The organism is Salinirussus salinus, assembly GCF_009831455.1.
In the GTDB taxonomy this organism is placed as follows: domain Archaea; phylum Halobacteriota; class Halobacteria; order Halobacteriales; family Haloarculaceae; genus Salinirussus; species Salinirussus salinus.
This window is the reverse complement of record NZ_WOWO01000001.1, coordinates 79507-104606: the sequence shown is the minus strand read 5'-3', so window position 1 is coordinate 104606 and position 25100 is coordinate 79507. Positions and strand designations below refer to the sequence as shown.

The following is a 25100-nucleotide window of genomic DNA, read 5'->3' as shown; positions in this document are numbered from 1 at the left end:
CCAAGTGCGCCGACACCAAAGGTCAGATATGTCCACGTGGGTCTGGCTGGCCGTCTACCTCGTGGGATTCGCGCTCGTGCAGGTGCTGCTCTACCGGTACCTGCGTGACTCCCGGGGCGGACAGACCGCGCCCCGCGGGTCCGAGCCGGAGGGCGCGCGGGCGCCGGTCGAGCGTGTCGCCGACCGCAACCCGGACGCCGGCGGACAGGGCGTCTACTGCCGGAACTGTGGCGCACACAACGAACCGGGCTACTCCTACTGCCGGGAGTGTGCCGGCCAGCTGTGAACGCCGTCGCCATCAACGTCGGCGCGAACACCAACGAACCCGGCTTCCGCGGGCCGGTCCGGGCCGACGGCAGCTTCGCCTACGTCCCCATTCCCGAGTCCGAGCCCACCCGCGGGCCGGTGCCCACCTACGGCGACCTCGCGCCCCACCTCGACGCCGACATCCCTGCGCGGGTCCACGACGACCCCGTCCACCTCGACCCGGAGTTCGCCGGCTACCCCTGCTGTGAGCGGTACACCTACGGCGACGAGCACGGCGTCAAGGCTGGCCCGCTCTCGGAACTGTCGGCCGGTGACTACTGTTTCTTCTACGCGACGCTGTCGGTCGCCGAGCCCGCCGAGTGGCTCCCGGCGGCGTGGGGGGCCTTTCTGGTCGGCCACCTCCGGCTGGCCCGCGACCCGGTGACCGACTATGACGGACTGAGCCGGGAGGAGCGGGCGGCCTTCGCGAACAACGCCCACGTGAAGCGGGAGACGGTCGACGCCCGCGTGCTCCTGGCCGGCGACCCCGGGGACTCGCGGCTCTACGAGCGCGCGGTGTTGCTGAGCACCCCCGAGGGCGGGACGGAGGCCGGCGACCTGGTGACCGACCACTCCGGCGACTCGGGACGAGGGCCGTGGTGGCGGCGGCCGCTGCGCTTCGACGACGAAGGGACGACCGAGCTGCTCGCCCGGGTGGACGGGGCCGGGGCGTCCGGGTGAGAGGCAGGCAAGTTACAGAGACGCCGGCGCTCAAACCGGGAGTCGTCGGCCCGCGACGACGGCCCCGAGCGAGCAGACACAGATGACCGCCAGCCCGGGCGCGTACGACCCCGAGAGGTCGTAGAGCCACCCGATGAGGAAGGGACCGAGAAAGCCCCCGGCCTCGCCGACGGCGAAGACCAGCCCGACGGCCGTCCCGGTCAGCGCCGGGCCGACGTCCTCCAGCTCGGCGGGGACGACCCGGACCAGCGGGGAGATGCCGCCGGCCCCGACGCCGGCCGCGAGCGCGCCGGCGACGCCGACGACCGCGGGAACTCCCGGGACCAGAAGCGCCGCCGTCCCCAGGGTGCAGACGGCGCCACAGGCCGCGATGACCGTCCCCCGGTCGTCGAGCCGGTCGGAGAGGGCCGGGAGTGTGAGCGTCCCCGCCGCCGCGGCGACGACGAAGCCACTCGTCGCGGTGGCGGCCAGCGAGGCCTGAACCCCGCGGGCCTCAAGCACCGTCGCCAGCCAGTTCTGGAAGCCGTGGACCACGAGCAGGTAGACGACGCCGGCGACCACCAGTAGCCGCATCGGGCCGCTGGCGAACACCCGGGCGACGTCGCTTCGGAGCGTGGCGAGGCTGACCTCGTCGTCGGCGTCGGCTGCTTGGGCGTCGGCCGAGCGCATCGCCGCGAGCGGGGCGAGCCGGACGGCGACCAGCCAACAGACGGCGTAGCCGAGCACCGCCAGCCCGGTCAGCCGAAAGAGGGGTCGCCAGCCGCCGGCCGCCGGCCCCAGCAGGCCGCGTCCGAGACTGAACGCCGCCGCCGTCCCCGCCGACGCCCCGAGCACGTACACCGAGGAGGGCGCGCCGGAGGCGTCGGCCGGGAACAGTTCGGAGACGAGCTTCGGGAGCCCGAAGGTGATCGCCGTCGCCCCGGCACCCACGACGACCGTGAGTCCGAGCATCGCGGGAAAGGAGCCGGCGGCGGCACGGCCGAGCTGTGCGAGCCCGAAGACGGCGAGGCCGGCGCCGATGGCCCGGTAGGGCCCCACGCGGTCGACGACGGAGCCCGAGACCAGCGAGAGCGGGATGTAGGTCAGGGGGATCGCGCCGGTGAGGAGGCCGGCCTGCGTGGGGGTGAGCGAGAGGTCGGCGGTGACCGCCGAGAGGTACGCCGCGAGCGAGAACCAGACGAAGGTCAGGCAGGTGTAGGCGAGCGTACCCAGCACCAACACCGCGTACCGCCACACCCGATTCACGGACGGGATCGGTCACGCGGCCGGCATCAACGCGTCGATTCCGGAGAAGCGGCTGCCTGCAGTCGAACGAGCCGCTACAGCGAGACGCGGTCGTGACCCGTCTCGCCGGGGCAGGCGGGGTCGCGGTCGCTGTAGGCCTTGCGGCCGATGGCTGCCTCGCCGAGGCCGTTACAGACCGCCAGCCGGGCGTCCTCGCGGGTCCGGAACCGTTCGTCGCTTGGCAGACACGACAGCGCGTCCGACAGGGTCTCCGCGCCGTTTGGCAGCTCGAGCTCCACGCTCCCGTGGGCCTCGACGAACTCGCCGGCCGTGCAGGGGAACTCCTGTGTGTCGAACGACTCCTCGGCGGGACCGAGCACTTGCATACCTCCCTCTTCGGCGGCGCTCACATAAACTTCACTATCTATCACCATAGATGTCTCGAAGGTCATTGTGTGTGTATAAGGGACAGACAGCGTTCCCGGAGAGTGGGCGGCCGGTCGGGGTCGCAGGCTTCATGCCCGGGGCACGAGTACAGTCGGGTATGCAGTGCCACTACTGCGACCGGGCGGCGGACATCACCGTCGAGAAGGAGGGCGTTCGGGTCGGCGTCTGCGAGGAGCACTTCCGGGAGCAGATGGAGGAGCTATCGGACGCGGACTGGCTCGACGGGCTCGACGAGGAACTCGACATCGACAGGAGCGAGTAAGATGGAGCGAGTCAACACGGGGGACGTCGACAGCTGGACCTCGCCGGCGGCTGCAAAGCGGCCGCTGGGGCGGGCGCTCGGCGCCGAGGAGCTGGCCCTCAACCACTACGAGCTCGAGCCGGGCGACGCCTTCGGCTTCGGCTACCACCGCCACCCCGACCAGGAGGAGCTGTTCTACGTCCTCGAGGGCGAGGCGACCTTCGAGACCGAGGACGGCGACGTGACCGTCGGGGCCGGCGAGGCGGTCCGCTTCGCGCCCGGCGAGTGGCAACTGGGACGCAACGAGGGCGAGGAGCGCGTGGTCGCGCTCGCGCTCGGCGCGCCCGCGGACGCGAGCGGGGCCGACATCCGCCGGGAGTGTCCGGAGTGTGGCGAGCGAACGCCCACGGAGATCGAGCGCGCCGACGAGGGGTCGGGGCTGGTGACCGTCTGCCAGGAGTGTGACGCGGTGACCGGGCAGTTCTCGTAGCGTTTTTCCGCTCGCCGTCGGACGGTCAGTCGTCGGCGGCCGTCCCCGCCCCGGTTTCGAGGTCGCGCCGTTCCCGGACGTACTCGGTGAAGTTGTCGAACAGCGCCTTTGCCTCGCAGGCCGCCGCGAAGTTCTCCTCGGTGATCCCGTCCAGCACCCCCTGGAGCCGCTCTTCGGAGAGCTGGTCGTCCTTGCCCTCGGTGACCGTCCGGGCGGTCTCCGTGTCGTACTCGGGGTGGAACTGGACGGTGAAGACGTCACCCTTCCGGAAGCCGTGTATCCCGTAGTCGTTTCGCGCGGTCAGGGCGGCACCCGGCGGGAGTTCGGTGACCCGGTCGGAGTGGGTCGTGAAGACGGTGAACTCCTCGTCGACCCCCTCGAACAGGAGCGAGCCGTCGTGTTCGACCGTCCGGTACCCGATCTCGTACTCGCTCATCCCCTCGACGCTTCCCCCGAGGACGTCCGCGAGTAGCTGGTGGCCGTAACAGACCCCCAGGAAGGGGAGGCCGGCCTCGACGGCGTCACCGACCCACTCCTTCAGCTCGCCGATCCACGGCTCGTCCCAGTAGACCGAGGCCCGCGAGCCGGTCACGATGCAACCGTCGAACGCGAAGCCGTCGGGGAGTTCACGCTCGGTGACGTCGAACTCCACGAGGTCGGCGTCGACCTCCCGCCGGAAGTTCCGGCGGGTGTGGTCGCCGCCGTGGGCCGCGTTCAGCAAGGCGATCCGCAGGCGCGTCATTGACGCCAGGTACGGGACCGGGCCTCAAAAGCCCCCGCCACGGCGACAGTATCGGCCGCTATCCGGGAGTCGGGGTTCCGAGCGCAACACGGCGCGGACACGCCGCCGGGGTGTCACGCCCCGCGCCACTCCAGGGCCGTCGCCGACCAGGTGTAGCCCGTGCCGGCGGCCAGAAAGAGCACGACGTCGCCGGGCGCGACGCGGCCCCGGTCGAGGCCCTCGTCCAGCGCCACCACCTGGTCGACGCTCTGCATGTGGCCGTACTCGTCGAGGTAGTAGGCGTCCTCCTCCGGGTCGACGCCGAGCTCCTCCAGGAGCGTCCGGTGAAAGGACCGCTTCATGTGCGTGACGGCCACGAAATCGACGTCCTCCCGGCCGTAGCCCGACCGCGAGAGCGCCCCGTCGGCGACCTCCAGATAGTTCGGCAGCGAGACCGGGGCGAGGCGCTCTTTCATCCCGTCGGGGTCGGGCACGTCCAGGTAGTGCAGGTCCCCGTCGACGGTGTCGTGACTCGCGGGGTTGACCGAGCCGCCGGCCGGCATGACGACGTCCTCGGAAAAAGAGCCGTCGGTGACCGCGGCGCTCTCCCGCACGACGGCCTTCGTCCGGTCGGGTGCGGGGTCGGCTTCGAGGACGCAGGCCGCCCCGCCGCTCCCGAAGTTGAACATGAACGAGGAGCGCTCGTTTTCGTAGTCGAGCAGGTCCTCCTCGCGGCTGGCGGTGACCAGCAGGACGGTGTCGAGCTCCTCGGCGAGGAGCTGGGCGCGGGCCTGCCGGAGCGCGACCGGGCAGCCGGCACACAGCGTGTAGCTCTCGGTCGCGTAGGCGTTCTCGGCCCCGAGCCGCTCGGCGATGTCCGCGGCCGCCGACCAGACGATGTGGTCCTTGTACTCGCTGCCGTGGTACAGAACGAGGTCCAGGTCGGCGGCGTCGACGCCCGCGTCCGCGAGGGCGTCGTCGGCGGCCTCCAGCGCCATGTCCGTGCAGTGGTCGCCGTCCGGCGGGCAGACGTGCTTGCGGCGCATCCCCATTTTCTCGACGACGACCTCCTCCGGGATCCCGCTTCGCTCGGCCACCTCGGCGCCGGTGAGCACCCCTTCCGGTACGTACCGGCCGTAACCGGTCAGTCCGACGTCCATCTCGGCCGCGGGTCATCGCCCGGTAGCGAAAAGCGTTCCTATCCGGGCGGCGCCTGCGACCAGCCCCGTGCCGGCCTGTTCTGCTTCGTCCCGTCCGGAGCGTGTGGTTTTCCTCCGTTCGGCCCCACTCGCCGGTATGCACCTTGGCATCGTCGGCGCGGGCGCGGGCGCGGCGGCACTCGCCTACGTCGTCGAGAACACGGCCGACGTGGAGACCACGATTCTCGAGAAGTCGGGCGGCGTCTGCGGGCGGGCCGCGACCCGCCGCCGGGACGGCGTCCGCTACGACTACGGCGCCAACTACCTGAAGGACGACGACGACCGCGTGGTCGACCTGGTGACCGAGCAGCTCGACACCGAGGGGCTCGTGGACGTGACCGAACCCATCTACACCTTCGACGCCGAGGGGACGGTCTCGGAGGGCCGCGAGGCCGACGACCACAAGTGGAGCTACGAGTCCGGGCTGACCCAGATAGCCAAGCGGCTGTTCGACCGAACCGACGCGACCGTCCACCGCCGGACCCGCGTCGAGGGGGTCGCTCGCGAGAACGGGGCGTGGCGGCTGGTCGACGCCGACGGCGGGGAGTGGGGGCCATTCGACGCACTCGTCCTCAACCCACCCGCCCCCCAGACTGCCGACCTGCTCGCCTCCGCCGACTGGGACGCCGACCTCCGGGGGACACTCGCCGGCGCCGTCGCCGACGTCGGGTACCGGAGCAACTACACCGCCGTCCTCCACTACCCGTTCGAACTCGACCGGCCCTACTACGGGCTGGTCAACACCGACAAGGCCCACGACGTGGGGTGGATAAGCCGCGAGGAGTGCAAGCCCGGCCACGTCGCCGACGGCGAGACGCTGCTCGTCGTCCAGGCCAACCCCGAGTGGGCCACGGCCCACTACGACGACGACCCCGAGGCGAACGTCGCGGCGCTCGCGGAGATGGCCGCCGAGGTCGTCGGCGACGAGCGGCTGGGCGAGCCGGACTGGACCGACCACCAGGGCTGGCTCTACGCCCAGCCCGAGGGGGGCGTCGCGCGCGGCCCGGTCGACGCCGCCGAGGCACACGACCTCTACTGTGTGGGCGACTGGGTCGCCGGCGAGGGTCGTCTGCACGCCGCGCTGCGCTGTGGCCTGGACACCGGCGAGCGGCTAGCCCTCTCGCTGGCCTGACTCCCCTTCCGACGCGGACGAGTCCGCGTCGGTCAAGGTGACGACGTTCTCGCGGCCGATCCGGAGCTTCTCGACCTCCCCGTCCTCGGCCAGCGAGGAGACGGTCCGCGAGGTCTTCGAGGCCGACCAGTCCAGCCGGTCGGCGACGGCGGACTGGCGCATCCGCCCGCCCTCGCTCTCGAGGAGCCCCACCACGCGCTCCCCGTCCGAGAGCAGTTCGGCCGGGTCGGAGTGCTCCCCGTCGGTGCCGGACGCCGGGTCAATCCCGGCCGGGTCCCCGGGGTCGGCTCCGGCGCCGGCGCGGGTCCGCCGCCAGAGCAACAGCCCGAGGACCGCCGCCAGGCCGACCGAGACGCCCGCGAGCGCGAGCACGATGCCGCTCCCGACGCTCGGGTCGTCGCCCGCGCCGTCCCCGCCGTCGTTCCCGGCCTCCCCACCGGGGTCCGTCGTCGTCGGCGTCCCGCTTCCGGGCGCCGCGCCGGCGGGGACGAACCTGACCTGCGGGTGCCGGTCGGCGAAGTCGACCCGGCCGACCCAGGTGAGCGTGCCGTTCGCCCGGCTCGTCGGCGCCGGGTCGACGGACGTGGCCGCGTAGCCGGGGGGTCCTTCGATGGCGAGCGTGTCGTTCTCGGTGATGAACAGCCCGCCCTCGAAGGCGTCACCGACGCGGACGGCGTTTGCCCGGCCGGCCGCAAAGCCCTCCCAGGTGAACGAGTACGAGACGACGCCCCACCGGCGAGGCACCTGCTGGATGTCGGTCGTAGCGGTGAAGTTCGTCGCCCGCATCTCGCGGTCGGTGGCCCCGGCAGCGCTGGCGACGACACCCCGGATGCGCTCGCGGAACGGGCCGAGGTAGCTCGCCGTGTCGTTTCGGAACCGCTCCTGGAAGGTCCGGTAGGCGTCGACCTCTCCCTGGGTCGACAGCCGGGTCCGGACCCGGACCGTCCAGCGGGCATCCCCGTCCGCCCGGAGTTCGATCCGCGTGACGGTGTTGTCCGTCTCGGGTTCGGGCTGGCTCTGTGCCAGCCCTGTACCCGTCAGCAGCGGCCCCGCGGCCAGCGCCAGCGCGAGGATGATGACGACGACTCCCTTTCGGGTGACCATCCGTGCTGTCGTTCGGCGCTCGGTGTCTTACCGCTTGTGACTGTTCGAACGACCGCCGGAGGGGACGGGGCTGCAACTGTCCGCAAACGGCTGCAAACGGGCGCCAGCGTCGGCCCGGTTTATGTCGCTGTGGCTCGCACCTCCGGGTGATGCGAGACCGCCCGCTCCTGTCGGTGCTCGTCGTAACCCTCGTCGTGGTCGGCGCCGCGGGCCTGGTCGCAATCGCGGCCCCCGTCGGTGCACAGACGACCGGCGACCCCGGGGCGAACGGCTCGGCGGCCGACGGCTCCGGAGCCAACGCCACGACCGACGGCTCCGTCAGCGTGACCGCCGGCGCGCAGCTCTCGACCGTGCTGTCGGTCACGAGCGACGACGTCCACGCCGAGGTCGAGGAGACGGCCTTCGAGGTCGAGTACGAACGCGGCGAGGGCCGCGCCGAGGCCGTCGCCGAGCGTGCCGAGGCAGTCCGGGAGCGCGCCGAGGCTGTTCGCGAGAACTACCGCGAGGCCCTCGAGGCATACCGCGAGGGCGACCTCGACCGCTCGGAGTTCGCCCGGCGGCTCGCGGCGCTGAACGCCCGCGCCGGGAACGTCATCGAGGCCCACGACCGCCTGGAACGCCGCGCTGCCAACGTCTCGGCCTTCGACCTGCGGGCGGCCGGGCTCAACTGGACCGCCCTGGAGCGGGCCGTGACCACCCTCGACGACGTCCGGGGGACCGGTGCCGGCGCGCTGCTCGCGCAGTTCACCGGCGAGCGGCGCGGTGAGGTCGAGCTGGAGGTCAATGGCGGGCTCTCCATCGAGGTGAGCAGCGAGGGCGGCGAGCGCTCCCGGGAGTTCGAGCGCGAGCCCGACGGCGACACCGCGGTCACGGTGAACCAGTCCGCCGCCCTCGAGACAGCGCGCGCGGCGCTGACCGACGTCGGGAACGGTTCGTGGGTGCTCACCGACGCCAGCATCGACAGCGAGGACGGCACCTACGAGTTCGAGTTCGTCCTCCGGGCCGGCGGCCTCACCGGCGAGGCGGAGGTCGGCATCGACGGCTCCTCCGGCGAGGTGTTCAACCTCGAAGAGGAGACCGAACCGGCCGACGGCGGGGCGGGCGAACCCGACGACGGCGAGGAGGAGCGGGAGAGCGACGAGGACGGTGAAGAGGGCGACGGTGACGACGACCGTGAGGACCGCGAGTTCGAGGAGCTGTCCCTCCTGGTCGCCGACGGCCAGCCGGGCCCAAACGAAACGGTGACGGTGCGAGTCCTCGCCGACGGCCGGGCGGTCGCGAACGCGAGCGTCGCGGTCGACGGCGAGGCGGTCGGTGAGACCGGCGACGACGGCACGCTGGCACTCACGCTCCCTGCGGCCGGCGACGTGACGGTCACCGCCGTCGCTGGCGGCGAGGAGGCGACGCTCGACGTCGGACTGGGTGACGACCGGGCGCTCGAGGCGGAGTTCGAGCGGAACTTCGCGTTCTCGGCCACGCTCGAGGACGGCACCGTCTCCGTGCGCGCCGCGTACGGGGGCGACGGGATCCCCGACGCGACGGTCTACGCCGACGGCGAGGCAGTCGGGCGGACCGACGCCGACGGTTCGCTGCGCTTCGACGTCGGGGACGTGGCCGACGACCTGGAACTCGACCTGGTCAAAGGTGCCTTCGAGGCCGAGTACGAGTTCGCCGTCGAAAACGGCTCGCTGACCCTCACCGACCGGGAGTACGACCGCGACGGCGACCGTCCCGATGCCGACCGCGAGGAACGGGATGGCGAGGACGACAGCGGCGACGACGACAGTGACAGCAACGATGGTACCGACGACGCCGACGACGACGGTACCGACGCCGGGAGTGACGACGAAGAGGACGACAGCGACAGTGAGGACGGTGACGAGGAAGATGACAGCGACGACGGTGAGGATGGCGACGATAGCAATGACGACGAAGACGACGGGGATGACGACGACGGCAATGGGGACGACGAAAACGACGACAGTGAGCGCTGACGCGACCGGAAGCCGACGTCAGCCACGGGGAAACGGCAGCCGCTGCCCTCGAACGCCCCGCTGACGCCCCTCCACTCGTTCGTGCCCCGGCGGGCCTGTCCTTATAGGTCGATACCCCTTCCGGGCCGTCGTGGGCATCGGTGGGGGCCGGTGCCGTCTTCCCTGCTCACTCGTCGGGCGCGGTGAGCGCGGCAGTGACGAGCGGCGGCCGGTCGCCGAACAGCCGGTCCATCACCGCCCCGGTGACGAAGCCATAGCCCATGTGCCCCAGAAGCGAGAAGACGGCGTAGATAACCAGGCCGCTCCCGGTCACGTCGCCGTGGAAGTAGGTGGCGAATCCGGTCCAGATGACTGCCCCGAACACCACCCCCCTGGCGGCGTACGTCTCGCCGGGCAGGAGGGCCCCGATAGTCGCCAGAAAGAGCGGCCAGACGGTCATGCCGCCGATGATGAACGAGCCGACGCCGACGGCCAGAAGCTGGCCCGGGGTCAGGAACGCATCGAACCCGAGCAACGCAGGAAAGCGGGTGAACGCCTCGATGGAGAACCCGCCGAGCACGGCTGCGACCAGCAACGTTCCGAGGACGGCGACGTTACCGGCGGCCCCGGCAATGGCACCGATGACGCCGTCGCGGACGACCTGAACCGCGAGTTCCGGAAACGTACTGGGTGTCGACAGGTCCTGCTGTCCGGGCTGTGTTTCCACGCTGTCAGGCATGATTACTGTTAGTCGTTCAACAATATAAGCACACGGCCTGGCAGGCCCGCGCCGGCGGGCCGCCCCCGCTCCGGTGCTAGTCGTCGACGACCTCCTCGCGGCCGGTCGTCCCGGCGTCCGGCCGTCGCAACACCCGCTCGTCGGTCTCCTCTCCCAGCGGCTCGACCCGGACGCTCGAGACCTTGTATTCGGGGATACCGGCCTGCGGGTCGAAGGTCTCGCCGGTGAGCCTGTTGGCCGCACCGGTCGCGAAGTGCATCGGGATGAACAGGGTCCCCTCGCCGACCCGGTCGGTCACCCGGGCGCGCACGACGACGTCGCCCCGGCGGGACTCGACGCGGACGTACTCGCCGTCCGCGACGCCCAGCGTGTCGGCAGTCTCGGGGTTGACCTCGACGAAGCTCTCGCCGACGTGGCCCATCAGCCCCTCGACCCGGCGGGTGATCTGCCCGGTGTGCCAGTGGTAGAGGACCCGCCCGGTGGTGAGCGTGAGCGGGAACGCCTCGTCGGGCACCTCGCCGGGGTGGCCGCTGTCGGCCGGAACGAACCGCGCCTTCCCGTCTTCGAAGTTGAACTCCCCGTCCTCGTAGTCGTACAGGTAGGGCGTCCCGAGGTCCTCGGCGTCCCGGCAGGGCCACTGGAGGCCGTGCCGGTCGCCAGTCTCCAGGCGCTCGTAGCTGACGCCGCCGTAGATGGGGACGAGGTCGCTGATCTCGTCCATCACCTCCCGCGGGTGCTCGTACCCCCAGTCGTGGCCGAGCCGGCGGGCCAGCGCCTGCGTGATCGCCCAGTCCTGGCGGGCCTGGCCGGGCGGGTCGGCGGTCGGGCGCACCCGCTGGACCCGTCGCTCGGTGTTGGTGAAGGTGCCGTGTTTCTCCGGGGAGGTGGCCGCCGGGAGGACGACGTCGGCGTGCTCGGCAGTTTCGGTCATGAAGATGTCCTGGACGACGAGCAGGTCCAGCGCACGAAGCGCCTCCTCGGCGTGCCGGATGTCGGGCTCCGAGAGCGCGGGGTTCTCGCCGACGACGTACATTCCCCGGAGGTTCCCCTCCCGCGCTTCCTCGAGCATCTCCGGCACCTTCAGCCCGGGCTCGGCGGGGGGCTCGACGCCCCAGGCGTCGGCGAACTTCCCGCGGACTGCCTCGTCGCCGGGGTCCTGGTAGCCGGGGAGACTCCCCGGCAGGGTGCCCATGTCACCGCCCCCACCCTGGACGTTGTTCTGCCCGCGGAACGGGGAGACGCCCGCGCCGGGCTTGCCGACCTGGCCGAGCGCGAGCGCCAGGTTCGCCATCGCCAGGACGTTCTGCGTGCCGTAGCTCTGCTGGGTCATCCCCATCGCCCACCCGAAGACGACGGTGTCGGCGGTGCCGAGCGTCTCCGCCGCGCTCCGGAGTTCCTCGGCGGGCACGCCGGCCAGCTCCGCGACGCGCTCGGGGGTGTAGGGGTCGACTTTCTCCCGGAGGTCGGCGAAGCCGGTCGTGTTGCGCTCGATGAACGCCTCGTCGTGGTAGCCCTGCTGGATGACCTCGCGGATGAGCCCGTTGAGCCAGGCGACGTCGTAGCCCGGCCGGGTGCGGGTGTACTGGTCGGCGTGTTCCGCGATGCCGACCTTCCGTGGGTCGAAGACCACGAGGTCGGCTCCCTCGCGGACGTTCTGCTTGATCCGCGTGGCGAGCACGGGGTGGGATTCGGTGGTGTTCGACCCCGTGATCAGGTAGGCGTCGGCCTCGCCGATGTCCTCGTTGATCCGGTTGGACATCGCGCCGTAGCCCATCGTCTGCTGGAGAGCCGCGACCGTCGAGGAGTGACAGAGCCGCGCGCAGTTGTCGACGTTTTTCGTCCCCAGGACCTGCCGGGCGAACTTCTGGACGAGGTAGGCCTCCTCGTTGGACCCTTTCGAGGAGGCGAGCGCCCCCACGGCGTCGACGCCGTGCTCGGCCTGGATCGCCTCCAGCCGGTCGGCGACGTACTCAAGCGCTTCGTCCCACCCGACCGGCTCCAGGTCGCCGTCGCGTCTGACCAGGGGCTCGGTCAGCCGGCCGTCGCTGTTGGCGAACTCGTGGCCGAACTTCCCCTTGACGCAGGTCGAGAAGTCGTTGGCGGGCGCGTCGGCGGGGTCGTCGACGGGTTCGGCGCCCAGAACGTCGCCGTCCTTGCCCCACATCTCGACCCGACAGCCGACGGCACAGAACCCGCAGGTCGTCTCCTCGGTGTCGATGCCCCGCTTGCGGAGGTCGGCGACCCGCGTCGCCACGTCGAACAGCAACCCCTCTGGCAGTGTCCGGGCGGCGATGTTCTCGGCGGCGTGCTCGCCGGCGACGGCGGCCCGTCGCCCGAAGGCTCCCGCCGCGTCGCCGGCCCACGACCGGGCCGCCGAGAGCAACTGGCCGAGGTCGCCGTCACTGAGGTCCCTCTCCACCATCCCCGCGCCGCGCTGGTGCCCCCCACCTCCGAACCCCTGCTCGCCCGGGGAGCCGCGGTTCGGCGCGACGGTGTCGTCGATGGTCTCGGCGCGCTCGCCCTCCAGCACGTCGCCGACGGAGTTGCGCTGGCTGAACCCCGGGACCGGGAGCGTCGTCGCGCCGCCGATCCCCTTCTCGGTGAGTGCGCCGGTCGGGCAGACAGTCGAACAGTGCCCACACGAGACGCAGTCGGAGTCGTCCATCGTCACCGCGTCGGACTGGAAGCCGATCCGGGTCTCCGCCCCCGACCCCTCGACGCGCAACACGCCCTCGACCTGCACGTCGTTGCAGGCCTCGACACACCGGTTGCAGAGGATGCACTTGTTGCGGTCGACCTGGATGAACGAGGAGGTGTCGTCGAGGGGTTCGTAGGCGTCGCGCTCGTCGAAGACGCCGTACCGGGGGTGGTCGACCCCCTGGTCGACGGCCGCCTCCTGTAACTCGCAGCGGCCGTTCCCGTTACAGGTCGTACACCGGAGGTTGTGGTTCGAGAGCACCAGGTCGAGGTTGACCGACCGGGCCTCCGCGGCGTCGGGGGTGTCGACGCGGACGGTCAGCCCCTCCTCCGCCGGGAACGAACAGGCCGGGACGAGCCCGTGGGCGTCGGTCTCGACCATGCAGGTCCGGCACTCGCTGCGCGGCCCCACGCCCTCGCTCTGCTCGCTCTCGCGGTCGTAGTGACAGAGCGCGGCCACGTCGGCCGTGCTGTCGATGGCGGTCCCGCCCTCGGCCAGTCCCTCCGTGCCGGCGTCGACGGTCACCTCCTCGGCCCGCCGCAGGGCGTCGATGACCGTCGATCCCGCGGGAACCGAGACGCGCTCGCCGTCGACGGTCAGCGCCGTCGGCCCGTCGGTTCCCACCTCGGGGTCGTTGGCGGTCCCGGTCTCGAACTCGGCGGTGACGGGCGTCTCCCGGGCGGAGTCGTCGACATCGGGCACCCCGGGAACTGGGTCGGTACTCATCGACCCACCTCGCAGACGCCGGCGGGACACCGTCCCTCGGCGTGGGCGCGAAACTCCGCGCCGAGGGCCTCCATCGCGGTCATCGCCGGTCGGGACGCGTGTGCGCCGATCCGGCAGTTCGCCGACCGGCGCATCACCCGCCCGAGTTCGCGGACCGCCTCGGGCTCGTAGTCGCCCCGGGAGGCGTCCCGGAGGAGCGCGGTCAGCTGTTCGGTCCCCTCGCGGCCGGGCACGCAGCGCCCGCTGTTTTCCTCGCTGGCGAAGCGGGCCCGCCGCCCGGCCACGGCGACCACACACCGCCGGTCGGTCAACAGTTCCACGACGCCGTCGGTCCCCAGGCCGGCCGCCGACAGCGAGCGCGCATCCGGCCCCACCGAAAGGTCGCGGGTGAGTCCCCCGAGGGGGCCGCCGACGCAGGCCATCTTGTACGCGCCCTCCAGGTCGACGGCCCCTCTCGCTTCCTCGAGGTCCGCGCCCGGGGCCAGCTCGACGGTCGCAGGTGCGGCCACGTCGCCGGTCACGGTCACCAGCCGCGTCCCCGGGTCACGAGCCCGGGAAGTGAACCCCTCGGGCTCCGCGAGCGCGGCCCGCACCTGCGCGACGGTCCGGGGCGTGTGGACGACCGTCGGCCGGCCGTACAGGCCGTGTTCGGCGGGCGTGGGTGGCTGGAGACGTGGCTCGACCCGGTCCGCTCCCTCCATCGCTTCGAGGGCGCAGGTCGGGGCGCCGGCCCGGTACTCGTCGGGGCCGGCGACGACCTGGACCGCGGCGGGGAGCGCCACGGTCGCCGCGTCGGCGGCTTCCCGGACGCGTTCGGCGAGCAGGTCGTCGCCCGCGGCCAGGTAGACGACGAGGTCGGTCGCGTCGACGTGGGCCGCGACGGCCGCGGCGCCGTCGAGCACAGTCAGGGGAGCGCCGGCCAGCAGCGTCCGGTCCGCGCGCGGGCGACCGTCGGTCTCGTGGGCGTTGACGACGACCACCGGCTCACCCTCCGTCGCGCGGGCGCGCTCCCACGCGCCGCTCGCGGGCTCGTCCGCGACCGCGTCGCCCCGACCGCGCCCCAGCAGGTCGACGGCGCAGTCGCCGGCGTCCCGGTCGGGCGAGACGAAATCGTGGTCGCCAGGGGTGGTCGGGTCGACCCAGCCACAGGGGCCCAGCACCCGCCGCTTTCCCACCGACAGCGGCCCCGCCGCGGGCCGGGGAAGCGTCCGCCGGCCGGGGTCGTGGTCGACCGTCCACGTTCCGTCGGGGAATTCGCCCGCCGCCAGGTCCCCGACCACCTCCCGGACCGTCTCCCGGTCGGGGTCGGGGAGGAAGGCCGTCCGTCCGCCGGCGGTCGCGAGGACGAGCGGCTCCAGCCCCTCGACGCCGGTCGGCCCGGTCTCGACGACCCGCACCTCCCCCGCCTCGCGCGCGGCCGTCGCGACCTCCCGACCGTCCCCGGGGCGTGCCGCGACCCGCAGGAGCGGCGCGTCGCCGGCCGTCTCCGGTGCGTGTGACATGCCGCCACACGATGGGGCGGGGGCTCAAAAACCCCCGCAATACCCGGGGCGAGTCCGGGAATCCCGACCCGTTCCGGGCCCGCCGCGGCCAAGCCTCTTTACCGCCGGCGCGGAACGGCCGACGATGCGCGCCGGTGTCATCGTCGCCGGGGGGCGGTCGACCCGCTTTGGCGACCGGGACAAGGCCGTCGCCGACCTCGCCGGAACCCCGCTGGTCCGCCGGGTAGCAGACCGCTTCGGGGGCGTCGTCGACGAACTCGTGGTCAACTGCAGGCCGGACCAGCGCGCGGCCATCGAGGCCGCCCTGGCGGGCGTCGACCCAGCGCCGCGGTTCGCCGAGGACCCCGAGCCTGACCGGGGGCCGATGGCCGGGCTCATGGCCGGTCTGCGGGCCGTCGACAGCGAGTACGCCGCCGCCGTGGCCTGTGACATGCCCTTCGTCACCCCCGGCTTCCTCGACTACCTCTTCGAGCGCGCGGCGGGCCACGACGCGGCGGTCCCGAAACCCGACGAGTGGTTCGAGCCGATGCAGGCGGTCTACCGGGCCGGGCCGACGGCGGCGGCCTGCGCGGCCGCGCTCGAACGCGGGGACCGCAGGGTGATCGCCCCGCTGGAGGACCTCGACTACGTCGTCGTCGGCCCCGGGGAGGTCGCGGAACACGCCACGGCGGAGACGTTCGAGAACCTGAACACGCGAGCGGAGTTCGAGGCCGCCGCCGAGCGGCTCCGCGGCGAGTGAGCCTCAGACCACGTCGACCACCGGGTCGGCCGCACGCATCTCCGCGAGCACGACGCGGGGCGCGTCGGTGCGGTCGCGGACGGCGCGGGCGACCTCGCGGGCCGTCGCCGCCAGGCGCTCGTCGTCGACCATGTTGAGCAGCGGAACGGCGGTCGCGCCGTCGGGGACGTCTTTCAGCCCGCCGGCCTCGTCGGCCAGGACCGCTGCGATGTCGTCGGGGCGTAGCTCCTCGCCGGGGCTCCGGCCGGTCAGGGCCGCGACCCGGTTGACCCGGTGGACGTGCTCGTCGGTCAGGGGCCTGCCGGCGGCGCGGACACTCGCGACCGGGACGACCGTGTCGGCGCTGGTGGGGAGCTGGGGCTCGTGGTCCGCGGGGGCCTTCAGCAGGCGGCTCCGCGCGCCGTCGGCCTTCACGACCAGCGGGTCGCCGACAGCGCGCGCGAGGCGGTCGACGACGGAGGGGTCGTAGCCGCGGTAGCGGTCCTCGCGTTCGCGCTCGGGGACGACCCCGAGCGGGCGCTCGTCGACCCGCTCGGCGGCGCTGACCGGGTCGCCGGTCACGACGACGCGCTCGACCCACCGGTCGAAGATCGGGATGCGGACCGTCGCGGTCACGACGGCGTCCGTCCGGGCGGCGAGCGTCCGCATCGTCGTCTTCTTCCCGCCGGCTCCGACCAGACAGGTGGTTCCCGACCGGGCCGCGAGCGCCTCGACGACGTCCATAGCTGGAGCACGGGGGGTCGGGCCGTAACCGTTGCCCTCGCCGGCGAGGCCGGCGCGGTTCACCCCGTCCCGTACTCGCCGGGCCGGTAGGTGGACTTTTGTGCCCCGCTGTGGTCGTTGGGGTATGCGACTCCAAGACAGGACCGTCTTCGTCACCGGTGCAGGCTCGGGTATCGGACGCGCGACCGCAAAGCGGTGTGCCGACGAGGGGGCGACAGTCGTCGTCACCGACGTCGACGTCGAGGGCGGCGAGGAGACCGTCGCCGCGATCGAGGACAGCGACCGCCCCGGGAGCGCGGCCTTCCACGAACTGGACGTGACCGACGCCGCGGCCTTCGAGGAGACCGTCGACGCCGCCGCCGCGGAGTACGGGCTGGACGCCATCGTCAACAACGCCGGCATCGGCCAGACCAACTGTGCGATGGAGGAGCTCTCACTCGAGGACCGCGACCGGATCCTCGACATCAACGGCAAGGGGGTCTGGAACGGCTGCCGGGCCGCGATCCCCCACTTCAAGGAACAGGGGTCGGGGTCGATCGTCAACATCGCCTCGCTGGCGGGGGTCATCGGCCAGCCCTTCGCCGCGGCCTACGCGTTCACCAAGGGCGGGGTCACGAAGTTCACGAAGTCGCTGGCGGGCGAGCTGGGCCGGGACGGGATCCGCGCCAACTCCGTCTGCCCCGGGTTCACCGACACGCCGCTGGTTCGGGGCGGGCTCGAGTCCCGCGACGACCCGGAGGCCGCCCGGGAGAAACTCGAGAGCCTGTACGCGCTCGACCGGATCGGCCAGCCCGAGGAGATCGCCAACGCGATCCTCTTTCTGGTCAGCGAGGAGTCCTCGTTCGTGACCGGCCACGAGCTGGTCGTCGACGGCGGCTACTCCAGCGGGTAAGCGAAGGCTCTTTGCGACCGGCGGGACACCTCCCGGCCGATGACTGACTCCGACGACGAGCAGGGGCCGGAAGCCGACGTCGACACCGACGACCGCCCGGGCGCCCGCGAGGACGGCGACTTCTTCCCGGAGGGGACGTTCAACGACTGGGTCGGCCTCCGGGTCGAGGAGTACGGCGAGGGCGAGGTGGTGCTGGCCGTCGACTACGAGGAGTTCAAGCGAAACCCCGGGGATGTGATGCACGGCGGCGTGACCGCGACGCTGATCGACGTCGCCGGCGGCGTCGCCATCGGGTCGACCTTCGAGGACCGCGAGGACCGCCCGTTCATGGCGACGACGAACCTCGACATCAACTACCTCCGGCCGATCACCGACACCGCCTACGCGACCGCGAAGGTCGTCCGCGTGGGGAGTTCGGCGGCCATCGCGCAGGTCGACGTCGAGAGCACCGCCCCCGACGGCGAGCGCAAGCAGGTCGCCATCGGCACCGTCACCTACAGCGTGGCCGACCAGTAGGCTGTCCGCGCCACCGGTTCTCCACCCTCTCGCCCGAATCCTCTTCTGTCGGCCACTCCCACCCTCGGGCATGAACGGAACGGGCGTTCCCATGGCCACGCCGTTCGACGACTCGGGTGCCGTCGACGAGTCGAAGCTGCGCGCGGTCGCCTCGTGGGTCGTCGACCGCGGCGTCGACTTCGTCGTCCCCGCGGGGTCGAACAGCGAGTCCGAACTCATGACCCTCGACGAGCGCGCCCGCGTGGTCGCGACGGTCGCCGACGAGGTGTCGGTCCCGGTGCTCGCCGGGACCGGCCACCCCGGGCTTGTCGAGACGCTGGAGGGGACCCGCCGGGCGGCCGAGGCCGGCGCCGACGCCGCGCTCGTCGTGACCCCCTTCTACTTCGAGCACTCCCAGGCCGACCTCGCGGCCTACTACCGGGAGGTCGCCGACGGGAGCCCGCTGCCGGTCTACCTCTACGACGTCCCGAAGATGACCGGGGCGCGCCTCGAGCCCGAGACCGTGGCGGGCCTCGCCGACCACGACAACGTCGTCGGGATCAAGGACTCGGGGGGTGACCTGGTCACCTTCCAGCGCACGCGCCGCATGACCGGCCCCGACTTCGAGACGTTCGTAGGCAGCGGCGGCCTCTACGCGCCGGCACTCGATGCGGGCGCGGACGGCGGCGTCCTGGCGCTTGCCAACGCCGTCCCCGACCTGGCCAGCGAGGTCTACGACCGCCACCGCGAGGGCGACGTGGCGGGCGCCCGCGAGCTGTGTGCGGACCTGGTCGAGTTGAACCGGGCGATCACCGCCGAGTACGGGGTGCCGGGCGTCAAGGCGGCGATGCGACACCGCGGCGCGCCGGCCGGGCAGCCGCGGTCCCCGCACAGGCCGCTGGACGAGGACGCCACACGGGAGGTCCGGGCGCTCGTCGACGAGGCGCTGGAGACGTGGGGCTGAGCTTCGGGAGACGGCACCCGACTCCGCCGCCCGGCCCGGGCGAACCCTTCATTCCCCCGTGGTCCCAAGGGGAAGGCGATGAACGCGACCGACGACTGGTACGACATCGACCGGCTCACGGACCACAGCTACCGGGTCACCGAGGGCGGCCTGTTCGGAACCTTCCTCGTCGTCGGCGAGGACCGGGCCCTCCAAGTCGACGCCGGCGGCGGCTTCGGCGACCTCCGGGGGACCGTCGACGAGCTCGTCGACGTCCCCGTCACCCTCCTGTTGACCCACTCTCACTGGGACCACATGGGCGCGGCCCACCAGTTCGAGGACGTTCGCATCGACGACCGCGAGCGGACGGCCGACGGCCGGGTGACGACCGACGTGGTGACCGACGACTTCGGGTACAGCCCCGCCGACTTCATCGCCGACTGGGAGGCTGCCGGTCGCGAGTTCCCCGACGGCTTCGACGCCGAGGGGTTCGAGATCCCGCCGGCGACCGGCGTCGGGGCCGCCGAGGCGGGCGAGACGGTCGACCTCGGCGGCCGCGAACTCGAACTGGTCGGCGTGCCCGGCCACTCGCCGGGCCAGCTGGCCGTCCTGGACCGGGGCGACGGCGTCCTCTACGGCGCGGACCTGCTCCACCGAGAGCACGACCTCTACATCCACTTCGAGGGGTGTGACATCCACGAGTACGTCGAGACCCTCCAGCGGGTCCGTGACCTGCGCGATTCGGGCGCCTTCGACACGCTGCACGTCTCGCACGCACACACGCTCTCGGGGGAGGAACTGGAGATCATCGACAGCTATCTCGAGGGACTGGAAGCGATCCTCGACGGCGACCTCGACTACGAACTGACCGAGGAGGAACCGCAGGCCCGGCGGTACGAGGTCGCCGGCCACGCGGTCCTCACGAAGCCGGACGCGGTCTGAGCGGTCCCGGGGCCGGTGACAGCCGCTACGCCCGGCGGGTCTTGACCGCGGTCCCGGAGATGTTGACCCAGAGCATCCCCTCGGCCATCTCCTCGTAGTCCATGGTCGCTCCGACGACGGCGTCCGCCCCGAGTTGCTCGGCCTCAGCCTTGATGTCGGTGACGGCTTCCTGTCGTCCGGTCTCGATCTTCTTCTCGTAGGAGCCGCTTCGGCCCCCGACGACGTCGCGGATACCGGCGGCGATGTCGCTGACGACGTTCGCGCCGATGACGGCCTCCCCGGAGACGACGCCGAGATACTCCGAGACCGCTCTGCCTTCGATGCTGTCGGTCGTGGTGACGGTGATGTCTGCCATACGAGCGACGCTACGGCCGGGCGGGATATAAACTGGACAGCGCTGTTGCAGACCCAGCGGATCCGCCCCAGTCGGCCGGCACACGCTTTTGAGCCCCGCGGGCGAAGTGTGTGCATGGACACCAGACCACTCGGGGAGACCGGCCACGACAGCACGGTCGTCACGTTCGGCGCCATCGCGCTCAACTGGCTCGAACAGGAGGGTGCGAACCAGCTCGTCGAGCTTCTGCTTGAGTACGGCGTCGACCACGTCGACGTCGCCCCGACCTACGGCGACGCGGAGCTCAAGCTCGGGCCGAAGCTCCGCCAGCACCGCGGGGAGATATTCCTGGGCTGCAAGACCCAGAACCGCGACTACGAGGGCGCGCGCCGCGAACTGGAGCGCTCGCTTGACCGGCTCGGCGTCGACAGCATTGACCTCTACCAGGTCCACGGGCTCGAGACCGGGGAGGAACTCGACGCTATCACCGAACCGGACGGCGCACTCGCAGCCATCCGGGAGGCCAGGGAGGAGGGGCTGGTCGACCACATCGGGCTGACCAGCCACGGCCAGCCCGCCCTCGTCCGCGAGGCACTCGACCGGGTCGAGGATTTCGAGACCGTCATGTTCCCGTTCAACCCCGTCGTCGCCGCCAAGGAGGGCGAGGAGTACGACTACGAGGGAGTCCTCGACTTGGCCGAGCGGGAGGGAGTCGGGACGCTCGGGATCAAGGCCTTCGCGAAAGGGCCGTGGCCGCCGGCAGAGGACCTCGCCCCGGCCGACCGGCCCTACGCGACCTGGTACGAGCCCGTCCGGACGCCGGCAGCAGTACAGGAACGGTTCGACTTCGCGGCCGCGCGGGGACTGACCAGCGTCGTCACCCCGGGCGACCCGAAGCTCGTCGCGATGGTGCTGGACGCCGCCGGGCGCTACGACGGGATGGACGAGGAGACCCGGCGCTCGCTCCTGGACCGACACCGTGACGAGGAGAGCCCGGTCCCACAGCAACTGCATCACTGACCCGCGGTCGGGGGGACGGCCAGCCTGCCGGGACTTGCGACCGGCCGGCCCACCGCCGCGGACCCGCGACCGGACGCGTCGCGGGAATCTTTATATCCTGGCGGTCGAGGGGGTCGGTATGCGACTCGATACCAAGACGGCGTTTGTTACCGGCGGCGGGTCGGGGCTCGGACGGGCGACAGCGAAACGGTTCGCGGAGGAGGGAGCGACGGTCGTCGCCGCGGACATCGACGCCGCGGCGGCCGAGGAGACCGTCGCCGCCATCGAGGACGACGGCGGGACGGCGGTGGCACACGAACTCGACGTCACCGACGCCGAAGCGGTGCACGCGGCGGTCGACGCCACCGCAGAGGAGCACGGGCTCGACGTCGTCGTGAACAACGCCGGCATAAGCCACACCCGCACAGTCGCCGAGGAGATCGGCGAGGAGGAGCGCGACCAGGTCATCGACGTCAACATCAAGGGCGTCTGGAACGGCTGTCACGCAGCCCTCCCCCACCTCAAAGAGCAGGGGTCGGGGAGCATCATCAACACCGCCTCCTTCGCGGGGGTCACCGGCGTCGCGCGGCTGTCGGCGTACTCGCTGACGAAGGGGGCGGTCGTGAACTTCACCCACTCGCTCGCGGCTGAGGCCGGCCCCGACGGCGTGCGCGTGAACGCGATCTGTCCGGCGGTGACCGACACGCCGCTGGCCCGCGGCGACACCGACGACGAGGAGTGGGAGCAGCTGAAGTCCCAGATGGCCGAACAGTACCCGCTGCGGCGGCTCGGCCGGCCCAGGGACATCGCGAACGCGATGCTATTCCTGGCGAGCGACGAGGCCGACTGGGTCACCGGCCACTCGCTGGTCGTCGACGGCGGCTACTCCGTCGCCGAGCAGTAACGGGGTCGGCCCCGTTTCGGAACGGCGGTAGCATTCCTGATATAAAACAATACCGGCCGGGTTGTCGGCCGCGCAACGCTCCGACCCGGTTTTTTGAGGAGGGGTAAGAGGTGGGAACTACAATGACGGCTATCGAAACCGACGGCCTGACCAAGCAGTTCGGCGACCTCACGCCGGTCGACGGGCTGGACCTGGCCGTCGAGCGCGGCGAGGTGTTCGGCTTTCTCGGGCCCAACGGCGCCGGGAAGTCGACGACGATCAACATGCTGTTGGGCTTTCTGGAGCCGACTGCCGGGTCGGCGACCGTGCTGGGCCACGACGTCGAGACGGAGTCGCGACGGGTCCGCGAGCGCATCGGCGTCCTTCCCGAGGCGTTCCAGCCCTACGACCGGCTCTCGGCCCGCGAACACGTCGAGTACGCCGCGGGGATCAAGGAGTGTCGGCCCGACGTCGAGGGGCTGCTCGAGCGGGTCGGCCTCGACCGGGAGGCCTGGGACCGGCCGGCCGGCGAGTACTCCAAGGGGATGTGTCAGCGCCTCGCGCTCGCGACCGCCCTCGTCGGCGACCCCGACCTGCTGGTGCTCGACGAGCCCTCCAGCGGCCTCGACCCCGAGGGGATGGCGGAGATGCGCGAGCTGATCCGGTCGGAGGCCGAGGCCGGCACGACGGTCTTCTTCTCCAGTCACCTCCTCTCGGAGGTGGAGGCGGTCTGTGACCGGGTCGGGATCCTGTCGGGTGGCGACCTGGCGGCGGTCGGCTCGCTGGCACAGTTGCGCCAGGAGTCGGTCAGCCACGTGCCGATGACGGTGACCGTCGACGCGGTCCCCGAGGACGTCGCGGCCGACCTGGCGGCGCTGGACGGCGTTCGGTCGGTGACCGCCGACGGGACCACCATCCGGGTCGAGCTGGACGACCCTGGCGACAAGGTCCGCGTCGTCAGGACACTCGACGAGCGGGCACGCGTCGAGGACATCATCTCCGAGGAGAAATCCCTGGAGGCGATGTTCGAGAGCTACACGCGCACCGACGCCGGCTCCGGGGGCGATCCGCCGTCGGCGACCAGGGCGGACGGAAGTGAGAGCGCGAGCGGCGAGCCGGAGCGGCGGCCCGCGGAGGTGGCCCGATGAGCGGGCTGTTGAACGACGTCTCGACGGTCGCCCGCAACGACTTCCGGAACGTCCGTCGCTCGCGGCTGCTGTGGGGCGTGGTCGGGATCTACGTCGCCTTCGTCGCGTTGCTGTTTTACACCGGCGGGACGGGCGACAGCCCCGCGGTGACACAGACCCTGTTCGGCGCGGTGTTTCTCACGACGCTGCTGTTGCCCCTGGTCGCGGTCGCCGGGGCGTATCTCGCCGTCGCCGGCGAGCGCGAGTCGAACACGGCGCGGTTCCTGCTGAGCCAGCCGACCGCCCGGCACTCGGTCGTCCTCGGGAAGTTTCTCTCACGCGGGCTCACGCTCGCACTCGCGTTGCTCCTCGCAGTACTCGTCGGCGTCGGGTTCGTCGTCGCGCTGTACCCCGCCCTCGAGCCGGCCGCGATAGGGAAGTTCTTCGGCCTCTCGCTGCTTCTGGTCGGCGCCTACGTCTCCGTCTCCGTCGGCATCTCCGCGGCGGCTGCCAGCCGCTCGCGCGCTATCTCGGCCACCATGGCAGTCTACTTCGTCACGGTCGTCCTCACCGTCTTCCAGGGCTTTTCCATCGAGTCGGCGCTCCGATGGGTGCTGGGTGACCTGCTCGGGCTGGGGATCGGGGACGACCTGTACGCCGGAATGGTGGCAGTCGCCTCGCCCGCGGAGGCCTATCTCAACTCGACGCTCGCGATATTCAGCCCCGAGAACTTCCAGGCGATTCAGGTCTCCGGCTCGCTGCCGTTCTACCTGGAGACGTGGTTCATGGTCGTCATCCTGCTGCTGTGGACGGTCGTGCCGCTCGTGCTCGGAGTCCTGGCCTTCGGCCGGGCAGAGATCGGGTAGTAGCACCCTGCCTCCCGGCACCCGGCGCCGCACCGCCGAACCGTCGGGCACCCATCACCGGACTGTGGGTTCCCCGTCGCCGCTCGTCGGCGGAGACTGTCGGGCTGTGGCTGTCGAAGTCAGCCGCGCAAGCGACAGCGGGGGTCAGTCACCGGCACCCCGGTCGGGGTTGTCCTCCGGGCGCCCGGCGACGGCCCGACGGGCCTCGTCCAGTCCGTCCCCGCCGCCGGCCACCAGCACCAGCGGGTCGCCGGCAGGGGCGTACACGTCCATGTTCCGTCCCTTCTCGGAGTACCAGCTGTCGACGACGGTGAGGAGGTCGGCCGCCTCCAGCCGCTCGACGTGGTACGCGACGTTCTGGATCGACAGCCCGAGCTCGTCGGCCAGCTCCGACTGGGTCGCCGGCTCCCGGTACAGCTGGCCGAGCACCGACCGGGCGGTGTCCGAGGAGAGCACCGAGAAGGCGTCCGCCGAATCCCCGTCGTCGAGGCCCACGACCTGTGGCTGCTCGGGCTGGTCGACCGTCGATTCCCGTGGGAGGAGTCCGTTCATACTCGTCCGGACACGCCCGATCCCCACAAGCGACCTCACTACGCTCGTGGACGACTCCGGTCTGAGAGGCTAGATAGATTGCCCCGACCCGCCGCCTCCCGCCGTGAAACGGGGTACGTGAGTACGCTCGCGGACGCACGCCCCCCGACCAAGGGCCGGCCACCTCACCCGCCGCTACACGGACGGTATCACCCCCAGCGTCGGAGAGGAAACCGCGATGACGGCCGGTTGCTTACTGATTAATTAGTCAAGATATTCATCGTTCCGAGTGAGGCCGTAAATTGAGGTTCAGTATTCTTATTGGACAGTTCTTGAGCTGACTAATCAGTAGATTTTCGCGTGAATCGGGAGTCGTTTCCCGTGCTCGTTGCCGGTCACCCCGGAGGGGTCGGTGCGGCGTCGCGGGCGCAAGCGGTCGGGCC

26 protein-coding genes are annotated in these 25100 nt (G+C 71.5%); 15 read left to right on the top strand and 11 right to left on the bottom strand.

Annotated elements, in window-relative coordinates:
- The first annotated feature begins 28 nt into the window (after positions 1-28).
- Positions 29-286 carry a DUF7577 domain-containing protein gene (locus GN153_RS00450; RefSeq protein ID WP_159898681.1) on the top strand — a complete coding sequence of 86 codons (258 nt, stop codon included), beginning with the start codon at positions 29-31 and terminating at the stop codon, positions 284-286.
- The gene (locus tag GN153_RS00445; RefSeq protein WP_159898679.1) at positions 283-987 is read left to right on the top strand and encodes an Nmad3 family putative nucleotide modification protein; all 705 of its coding nucleotides are present in this window, start codon (positions 283-285) and stop codon (positions 985-987) included. The genes GN153_RS00450 and GN153_RS00445 overlap by 4 nt, the downstream gene beginning before the upstream one ends.
- A 30-nt stretch (positions 988-1017) precedes the next feature.
- Here GN153_RS00445 and GN153_RS00440 read toward each other — a convergent pair whose 3' ends face one another.
- Both GN153_RS00440 and GN153_RS00435 read right to left on the bottom strand, forming a co-directional pair.
- Positions 1018-2232 carry an MFS transporter gene (locus GN153_RS00440; protein ID WP_236544721.1) on the bottom strand — a complete coding sequence of 405 codons (1215 nt, stop codon included), beginning with the start codon at positions 2230-2232 and terminating at the stop codon, positions 1018-1020.
- Positions 2233-2306: 74 nt separating this feature from the next.
- Positions 2307-2597 carry a DUF5789 family protein gene (locus tag GN153_RS00435; RefSeq protein ID WP_159898677.1) on the bottom strand — a complete coding sequence of 97 codons (291 nt, stop codon included), beginning with the start codon at positions 2595-2597 and terminating at the stop codon, positions 2307-2309.
- A 158-nt stretch (positions 2598-2755) separates the two neighbouring features.
- Here GN153_RS00435 and GN153_RS17400 point away from each other — a divergent pair, with 158 nt between their 5' ends.
- On the top strand, positions 2756-2920 hold the full coding sequence (locus GN153_RS17400) for a DUF6757 family protein (protein ID WP_201287775.1): 165 nt from the start codon (positions 2756-2758) through the stop codon (positions 2918-2920).
- A 1-nt stretch (position 2921) separates the two neighbouring features.
- A complete protein-coding gene (locus GN153_RS00430; protein ID WP_159898675.1) occupies positions 2922-3389 on the top strand; it encodes a cupin domain-containing protein in 468 nt (155 codons plus the stop codon).
- A 25-nt stretch (positions 3390-3414) separates the two neighbouring features.
- Here the strand turns inward: GN153_RS00430 and GN153_RS00425 are convergent, their stop codons facing one another.
- Positions 3415-4131 (bottom strand): type 1 glutamine amidotransferase, encoded by a 717-nt coding sequence (locus tag GN153_RS00425; protein WP_159898673.1) that lies wholly within the window; start codon positions 4129-4131, stop codon positions 3415-3417.
- Between the two features lie 113 nt (positions 4132-4244).
- The gene (locus tag GN153_RS00420) at positions 4245-5270 is read right to left on the bottom strand and encodes a 3-oxoacyl-ACP synthase (RefSeq protein ID WP_159898671.1); all 1026 of its coding nucleotides are present in this window, start codon (positions 5268-5270) and stop codon (positions 4245-4247) included.
- Between the two features lie 136 nt (positions 5271-5406).
- Here GN153_RS00420 and GN153_RS00415 point away from each other — a divergent pair, with 136 nt between their 5' ends.
- Positions 5407-6441, top strand: coding sequence for an NAD(P)/FAD-dependent oxidoreductase (locus GN153_RS00415; RefSeq protein WP_159898669.1), 1035 nt, complete (start codon positions 5407-5409; stop codon positions 6439-6441).
- Here GN153_RS00415 and GN153_RS00410 read toward each other — a convergent pair.
- Complete coding sequence (locus tag GN153_RS00410; protein ID WP_159898667.1) at positions 6421-7545, bottom strand: helix-turn-helix transcriptional regulator; 1125 nt, start codon at positions 7543-7545, stop codon at positions 6421-6423. The genes GN153_RS00415 and GN153_RS00410 overlap by 21 nt on opposite strands.
- A gap of 149 nt (positions 7546-7694) precedes the next feature.
- Here GN153_RS00410 and GN153_RS00405 point away from each other — a divergent pair, with 149 nt between their 5' ends.
- Positions 7695-9539 (top strand): DUF7096 domain-containing protein, encoded by a 1845-nt coding sequence (locus tag GN153_RS00405; RefSeq protein WP_159898665.1) that lies wholly within the window; start codon positions 7695-7697, stop codon positions 9537-9539.
- 166 nt (positions 9540-9705) lie between these two features.
- Here GN153_RS00405 and GN153_RS00400 read toward each other — a convergent pair whose 3' ends face one another.
- The 3 genes from GN153_RS00400 to GN153_RS00390 all read right to left on the bottom strand — a co-directional run bounded on the left by GN153_RS00400 (position 9706) and on the right by GN153_RS00390 (position 15183).
- Positions 9706-10257, bottom strand: coding sequence for a DUF6789 family protein (locus GN153_RS00400; RefSeq protein ID WP_159898663.1), 552 nt, complete (start codon positions 10255-10257; stop codon positions 9706-9708).
- A gap of 76 nt (positions 10258-10333) precedes the next feature.
- On the bottom strand, positions 10334-13681 hold the full coding sequence (gene fdhF, locus GN153_RS00395) for a formate dehydrogenase subunit alpha (protein ID WP_159898661.1): 3348 nt from the start codon (positions 13679-13681) through the stop codon (positions 10334-10336).
- Positions 13678-15183 carry an NADH-ubiquinone oxidoreductase-F iron-sulfur binding region domain-containing protein gene (locus GN153_RS00390; RefSeq protein WP_159898659.1) on the bottom strand — a complete coding sequence of 502 codons (1506 nt, stop codon included), beginning with the start codon at positions 15181-15183 and terminating at the stop codon, positions 13678-13680. Before GN153_RS00390 ends, fdhF begins: the two co-directional genes overlap by 4 nt.
- Before the next feature lie 124 nt (positions 15184-15307).
- Between GN153_RS00390 and GN153_RS00385 the strand changes: the two genes are divergently transcribed.
- On the top strand, positions 15308-15922 hold the full coding sequence (locus tag GN153_RS00385; protein WP_159898657.1) for a molybdenum cofactor guanylyltransferase: 615 nt from the start codon (positions 15308-15310) through the stop codon (positions 15920-15922).
- Between the two features lie 3 nt (positions 15923-15925).
- On the opposite strand, the gene yqeC is transcribed toward GN153_RS00385, so the two are convergent.
- A complete protein-coding gene (yqeC, locus tag GN153_RS00380) occupies positions 15926-16645 on the bottom strand; it encodes a selenium cofactor biosynthesis protein YqeC (RefSeq protein WP_159898655.1) in 720 nt (239 codons plus the stop codon).
- Positions 16646-16769: 124 nt separating this feature from the next.
- Here yqeC and GN153_RS00375 point away from each other — a divergent pair, with 124 nt between their 5' ends.
- From GN153_RS00375 to GN153_RS00360, 4 genes are all read left to right on the top strand, one after another.
- Positions 16770-17537: an SDR family NAD(P)-dependent oxidoreductase gene (locus GN153_RS00375; RefSeq protein ID WP_159898654.1), complete on the top strand. Its 768-nt coding sequence runs from the start codon at positions 16770-16772 to the stop codon at positions 17535-17537.
- Positions 17538-17576: 39 nt separating this feature from the next.
- On the top strand, positions 17577-18053 hold the full coding sequence (locus tag GN153_RS00370) for a PaaI family thioesterase (protein WP_159898653.1): 477 nt from the start codon (positions 17577-17579) through the stop codon (positions 18051-18053).
- Positions 18054-18123: 70 nt separating this feature from the next.
- Positions 18124-18996, top strand: coding sequence for a dihydrodipicolinate synthase family protein (locus GN153_RS00365; RefSeq protein ID WP_159898652.1), 873 nt, complete (start codon positions 18124-18126; stop codon positions 18994-18996).
- A 78-nt stretch (positions 18997-19074) separates the two neighbouring features.
- Positions 19075-19917, top strand: coding sequence for an MBL fold metallo-hydrolase (locus GN153_RS00360; RefSeq protein ID WP_159898651.1), 843 nt, complete (start codon positions 19075-19077; stop codon positions 19915-19917).
- 25 nt (positions 19918-19942) lie between these two features.
- Here GN153_RS00360 and GN153_RS00355 read toward each other — a convergent pair whose 3' ends face one another.
- Complete coding sequence (locus GN153_RS00355; RefSeq protein ID WP_159898650.1) at positions 19943-20272, bottom strand: YbjQ family protein; 330 nt, start codon at positions 20270-20272, stop codon at positions 19943-19945.
- Between the two features lie 114 nt (positions 20273-20386).
- On the opposite strand from GN153_RS00355, the gene GN153_RS00350 reads away from it, so the two are divergent.
- From GN153_RS00350 to GN153_RS00335, 4 genes are all read left to right on the top strand, one after another.
- Complete coding sequence (locus GN153_RS00350; RefSeq protein ID WP_159898649.1) at positions 20387-21271, top strand: aldo/keto reductase; 885 nt, start codon at positions 20387-20389, stop codon at positions 21269-21271.
- Between the two features lie 118 nt (positions 21272-21389).
- Positions 21390-22154 carry an SDR family NAD(P)-dependent oxidoreductase gene (locus tag GN153_RS00345; RefSeq protein ID WP_159898648.1) on the top strand — a complete coding sequence of 255 codons (765 nt, stop codon included), beginning with the start codon at positions 21390-21392 and terminating at the stop codon, positions 22152-22154.
- Positions 22155-22276: 122 nt separating this feature from the next.
- Positions 22277-23281 carry an ABC transporter ATP-binding protein gene (locus tag GN153_RS00340; protein ID WP_159898646.1) on the top strand — a complete coding sequence of 335 codons (1005 nt, stop codon included), beginning with the start codon at positions 22277-22279 and terminating at the stop codon, positions 23279-23281.
- Entirely contained in the window at positions 23278-24126 is an 849-nt protein-coding gene (locus GN153_RS00335) for an ABC transporter permease (protein WP_236544720.1), read from the top strand. Before GN153_RS00340 ends, GN153_RS00335 begins: the two co-directional genes overlap by 4 nt.
- 144 nt (positions 24127-24270) lie before the next feature.
- Here GN153_RS00335 and GN153_RS00330 read toward each other — a convergent pair whose 3' ends face one another.
- Positions 24271-24678, bottom strand: a complete 408-nt coding sequence (locus GN153_RS00330; RefSeq protein ID WP_159898644.1) for an ArsR/SmtB family transcription factor — start codon at positions 24676-24678, stop codon at positions 24271-24273.
- Between the last annotated feature and the right edge of the window lie 422 nt (positions 24679-25100).

What these genes read in the sequence shown, in the direction of transcription:
- GN153_RS00450 (WP_159898681.1), top strand. Translation starts at nt 29, where the DNA reads ATGTCCACGTGGGTCTGGCTGGCCGTCTACCTCGTGGGATTCGCGCTC.
- GN153_RS00435 (WP_159898677.1), bottom strand. Translation starts at nt 2,597, where the DNA reads ATGCAAGTGCTCGGTCCCGCCGAGGAGTCGTTCGACACACAGGAGTTC.
- GN153_RS17400 (WP_201287775.1), top strand. Translation starts at nt 2,756, where the DNA reads ATGCAGTGCCACTACTGCGACCGGGCGGCGGACATCACCGTCGAGAAG.
- GN153_RS00430 (WP_159898675.1), top strand. Translation starts at nt 2,922, where the DNA reads ATGGAGCGAGTCAACACGGGGGACGTCGACAGCTGGACCTCGCCGGCG.
- GN153_RS00425 (WP_159898673.1), bottom strand. Translation starts at nt 4,131, where the DNA reads ATGACGCGCCTGCGGATCGCCTTGCTGAACGCGGCCCACGGCGGCGAC.
- GN153_RS00420 (WP_159898671.1), bottom strand. Translation starts at nt 5,270, where the DNA reads ATGGACGTCGGACTGACCGGTTACGGCCGGTACGTACCGGAAGGGGTG.
- GN153_RS00415 (WP_159898669.1), top strand. Translation starts at nt 5,407, where the DNA reads ATGCACCTTGGCATCGTCGGCGCGGGCGCGGGCGCGGCGGCACTCGCC.
- GN153_RS00410 (WP_159898667.1), bottom strand. Translation starts at nt 7,545, where the DNA reads ATGGTCACCCGAAAGGGAGTCGTCGTCATCATCCTCGCGCTGGCGCTG.
- GN153_RS00405 (WP_159898665.1), top strand. Translation starts at nt 7,695, where the DNA reads ATGCGAGACCGCCCGCTCCTGTCGGTGCTCGTCGTAACCCTCGTCGTG.
- GN153_RS00400 (WP_159898663.1), bottom strand. Translation starts at nt 10,257, where the DNA reads ATGCCTGACAGCGTGGAAACACAGCCCGGACAGCAGGACCTGTCGACA.
- fdhF (WP_159898661.1), bottom strand. Translation starts at nt 13,681, where the DNA reads ATGAGTACCGACCCAGTTCCCGGGGTGCCCGATGTCGACGACTCCGCC.
- GN153_RS00390 (WP_159898659.1), bottom strand. Translation starts at nt 15,183, where the DNA reads ATGTCACACGCACCGGAGACGGCCGGCGACGCGCCGCTCCTGCGGGTC.
- GN153_RS00385 (WP_159898657.1), top strand. Translation starts at nt 15,308, where the DNA reads ATGCGCGCCGGTGTCATCGTCGCCGGGGGGCGGTCGACCCGCTTTGGC.
- yqeC (WP_159898655.1), bottom strand. Translation starts at nt 16,645, where the DNA reads ATGGACGTCGTCGAGGCGCTCGCGGCCCGGTCGGGAACCACCTGTCTG.
- GN153_RS00375 (WP_159898654.1), top strand. Translation starts at nt 16,770, where the DNA reads ATGCGACTCCAAGACAGGACCGTCTTCGTCACCGGTGCAGGCTCGGGT.
- GN153_RS00370 (WP_159898653.1), top strand. Translation starts at nt 17,577, where the DNA reads ATGACTGACTCCGACGACGAGCAGGGGCCGGAAGCCGACGTCGACACC.
- GN153_RS00365 (WP_159898652.1), top strand. Translation starts at nt 18,124, where the DNA reads ATGAACGGAACGGGCGTTCCCATGGCCACGCCGTTCGACGACTCGGGT.
- GN153_RS00360 (WP_159898651.1), top strand. Translation starts at nt 19,075, where the DNA reads ATGAACGCGACCGACGACTGGTACGACATCGACCGGCTCACGGACCAC.
- GN153_RS00355 (WP_159898650.1), bottom strand. Translation starts at nt 20,272, where the DNA reads ATGGCAGACATCACCGTCACCACGACCGACAGCATCGAAGGCAGAGCG.
- GN153_RS00350 (WP_159898649.1), top strand. Translation starts at nt 20,387, where the DNA reads ATGGACACCAGACCACTCGGGGAGACCGGCCACGACAGCACGGTCGTC.
- GN153_RS00345 (WP_159898648.1), top strand. Translation starts at nt 21,390, where the DNA reads ATGCGACTCGATACCAAGACGGCGTTTGTTACCGGCGGCGGGTCGGGG.
- GN153_RS00340 (WP_159898646.1), top strand. Translation starts at nt 22,277, where the DNA reads ATGACGGCTATCGAAACCGACGGCCTGACCAAGCAGTTCGGCGACCTC.
- GN153_RS00335 (WP_236544720.1), top strand. Translation starts at nt 23,278, where the DNA reads ATGAGCGGGCTGTTGAACGACGTCTCGACGGTCGCCCGCAACGACTTC.
- GN153_RS00330 (WP_159898644.1), bottom strand. Translation starts at nt 24,678, where the DNA reads ATGAACGGACTCCTCCCACGGGAATCGACGGTCGACCAGCCCGAGCAG.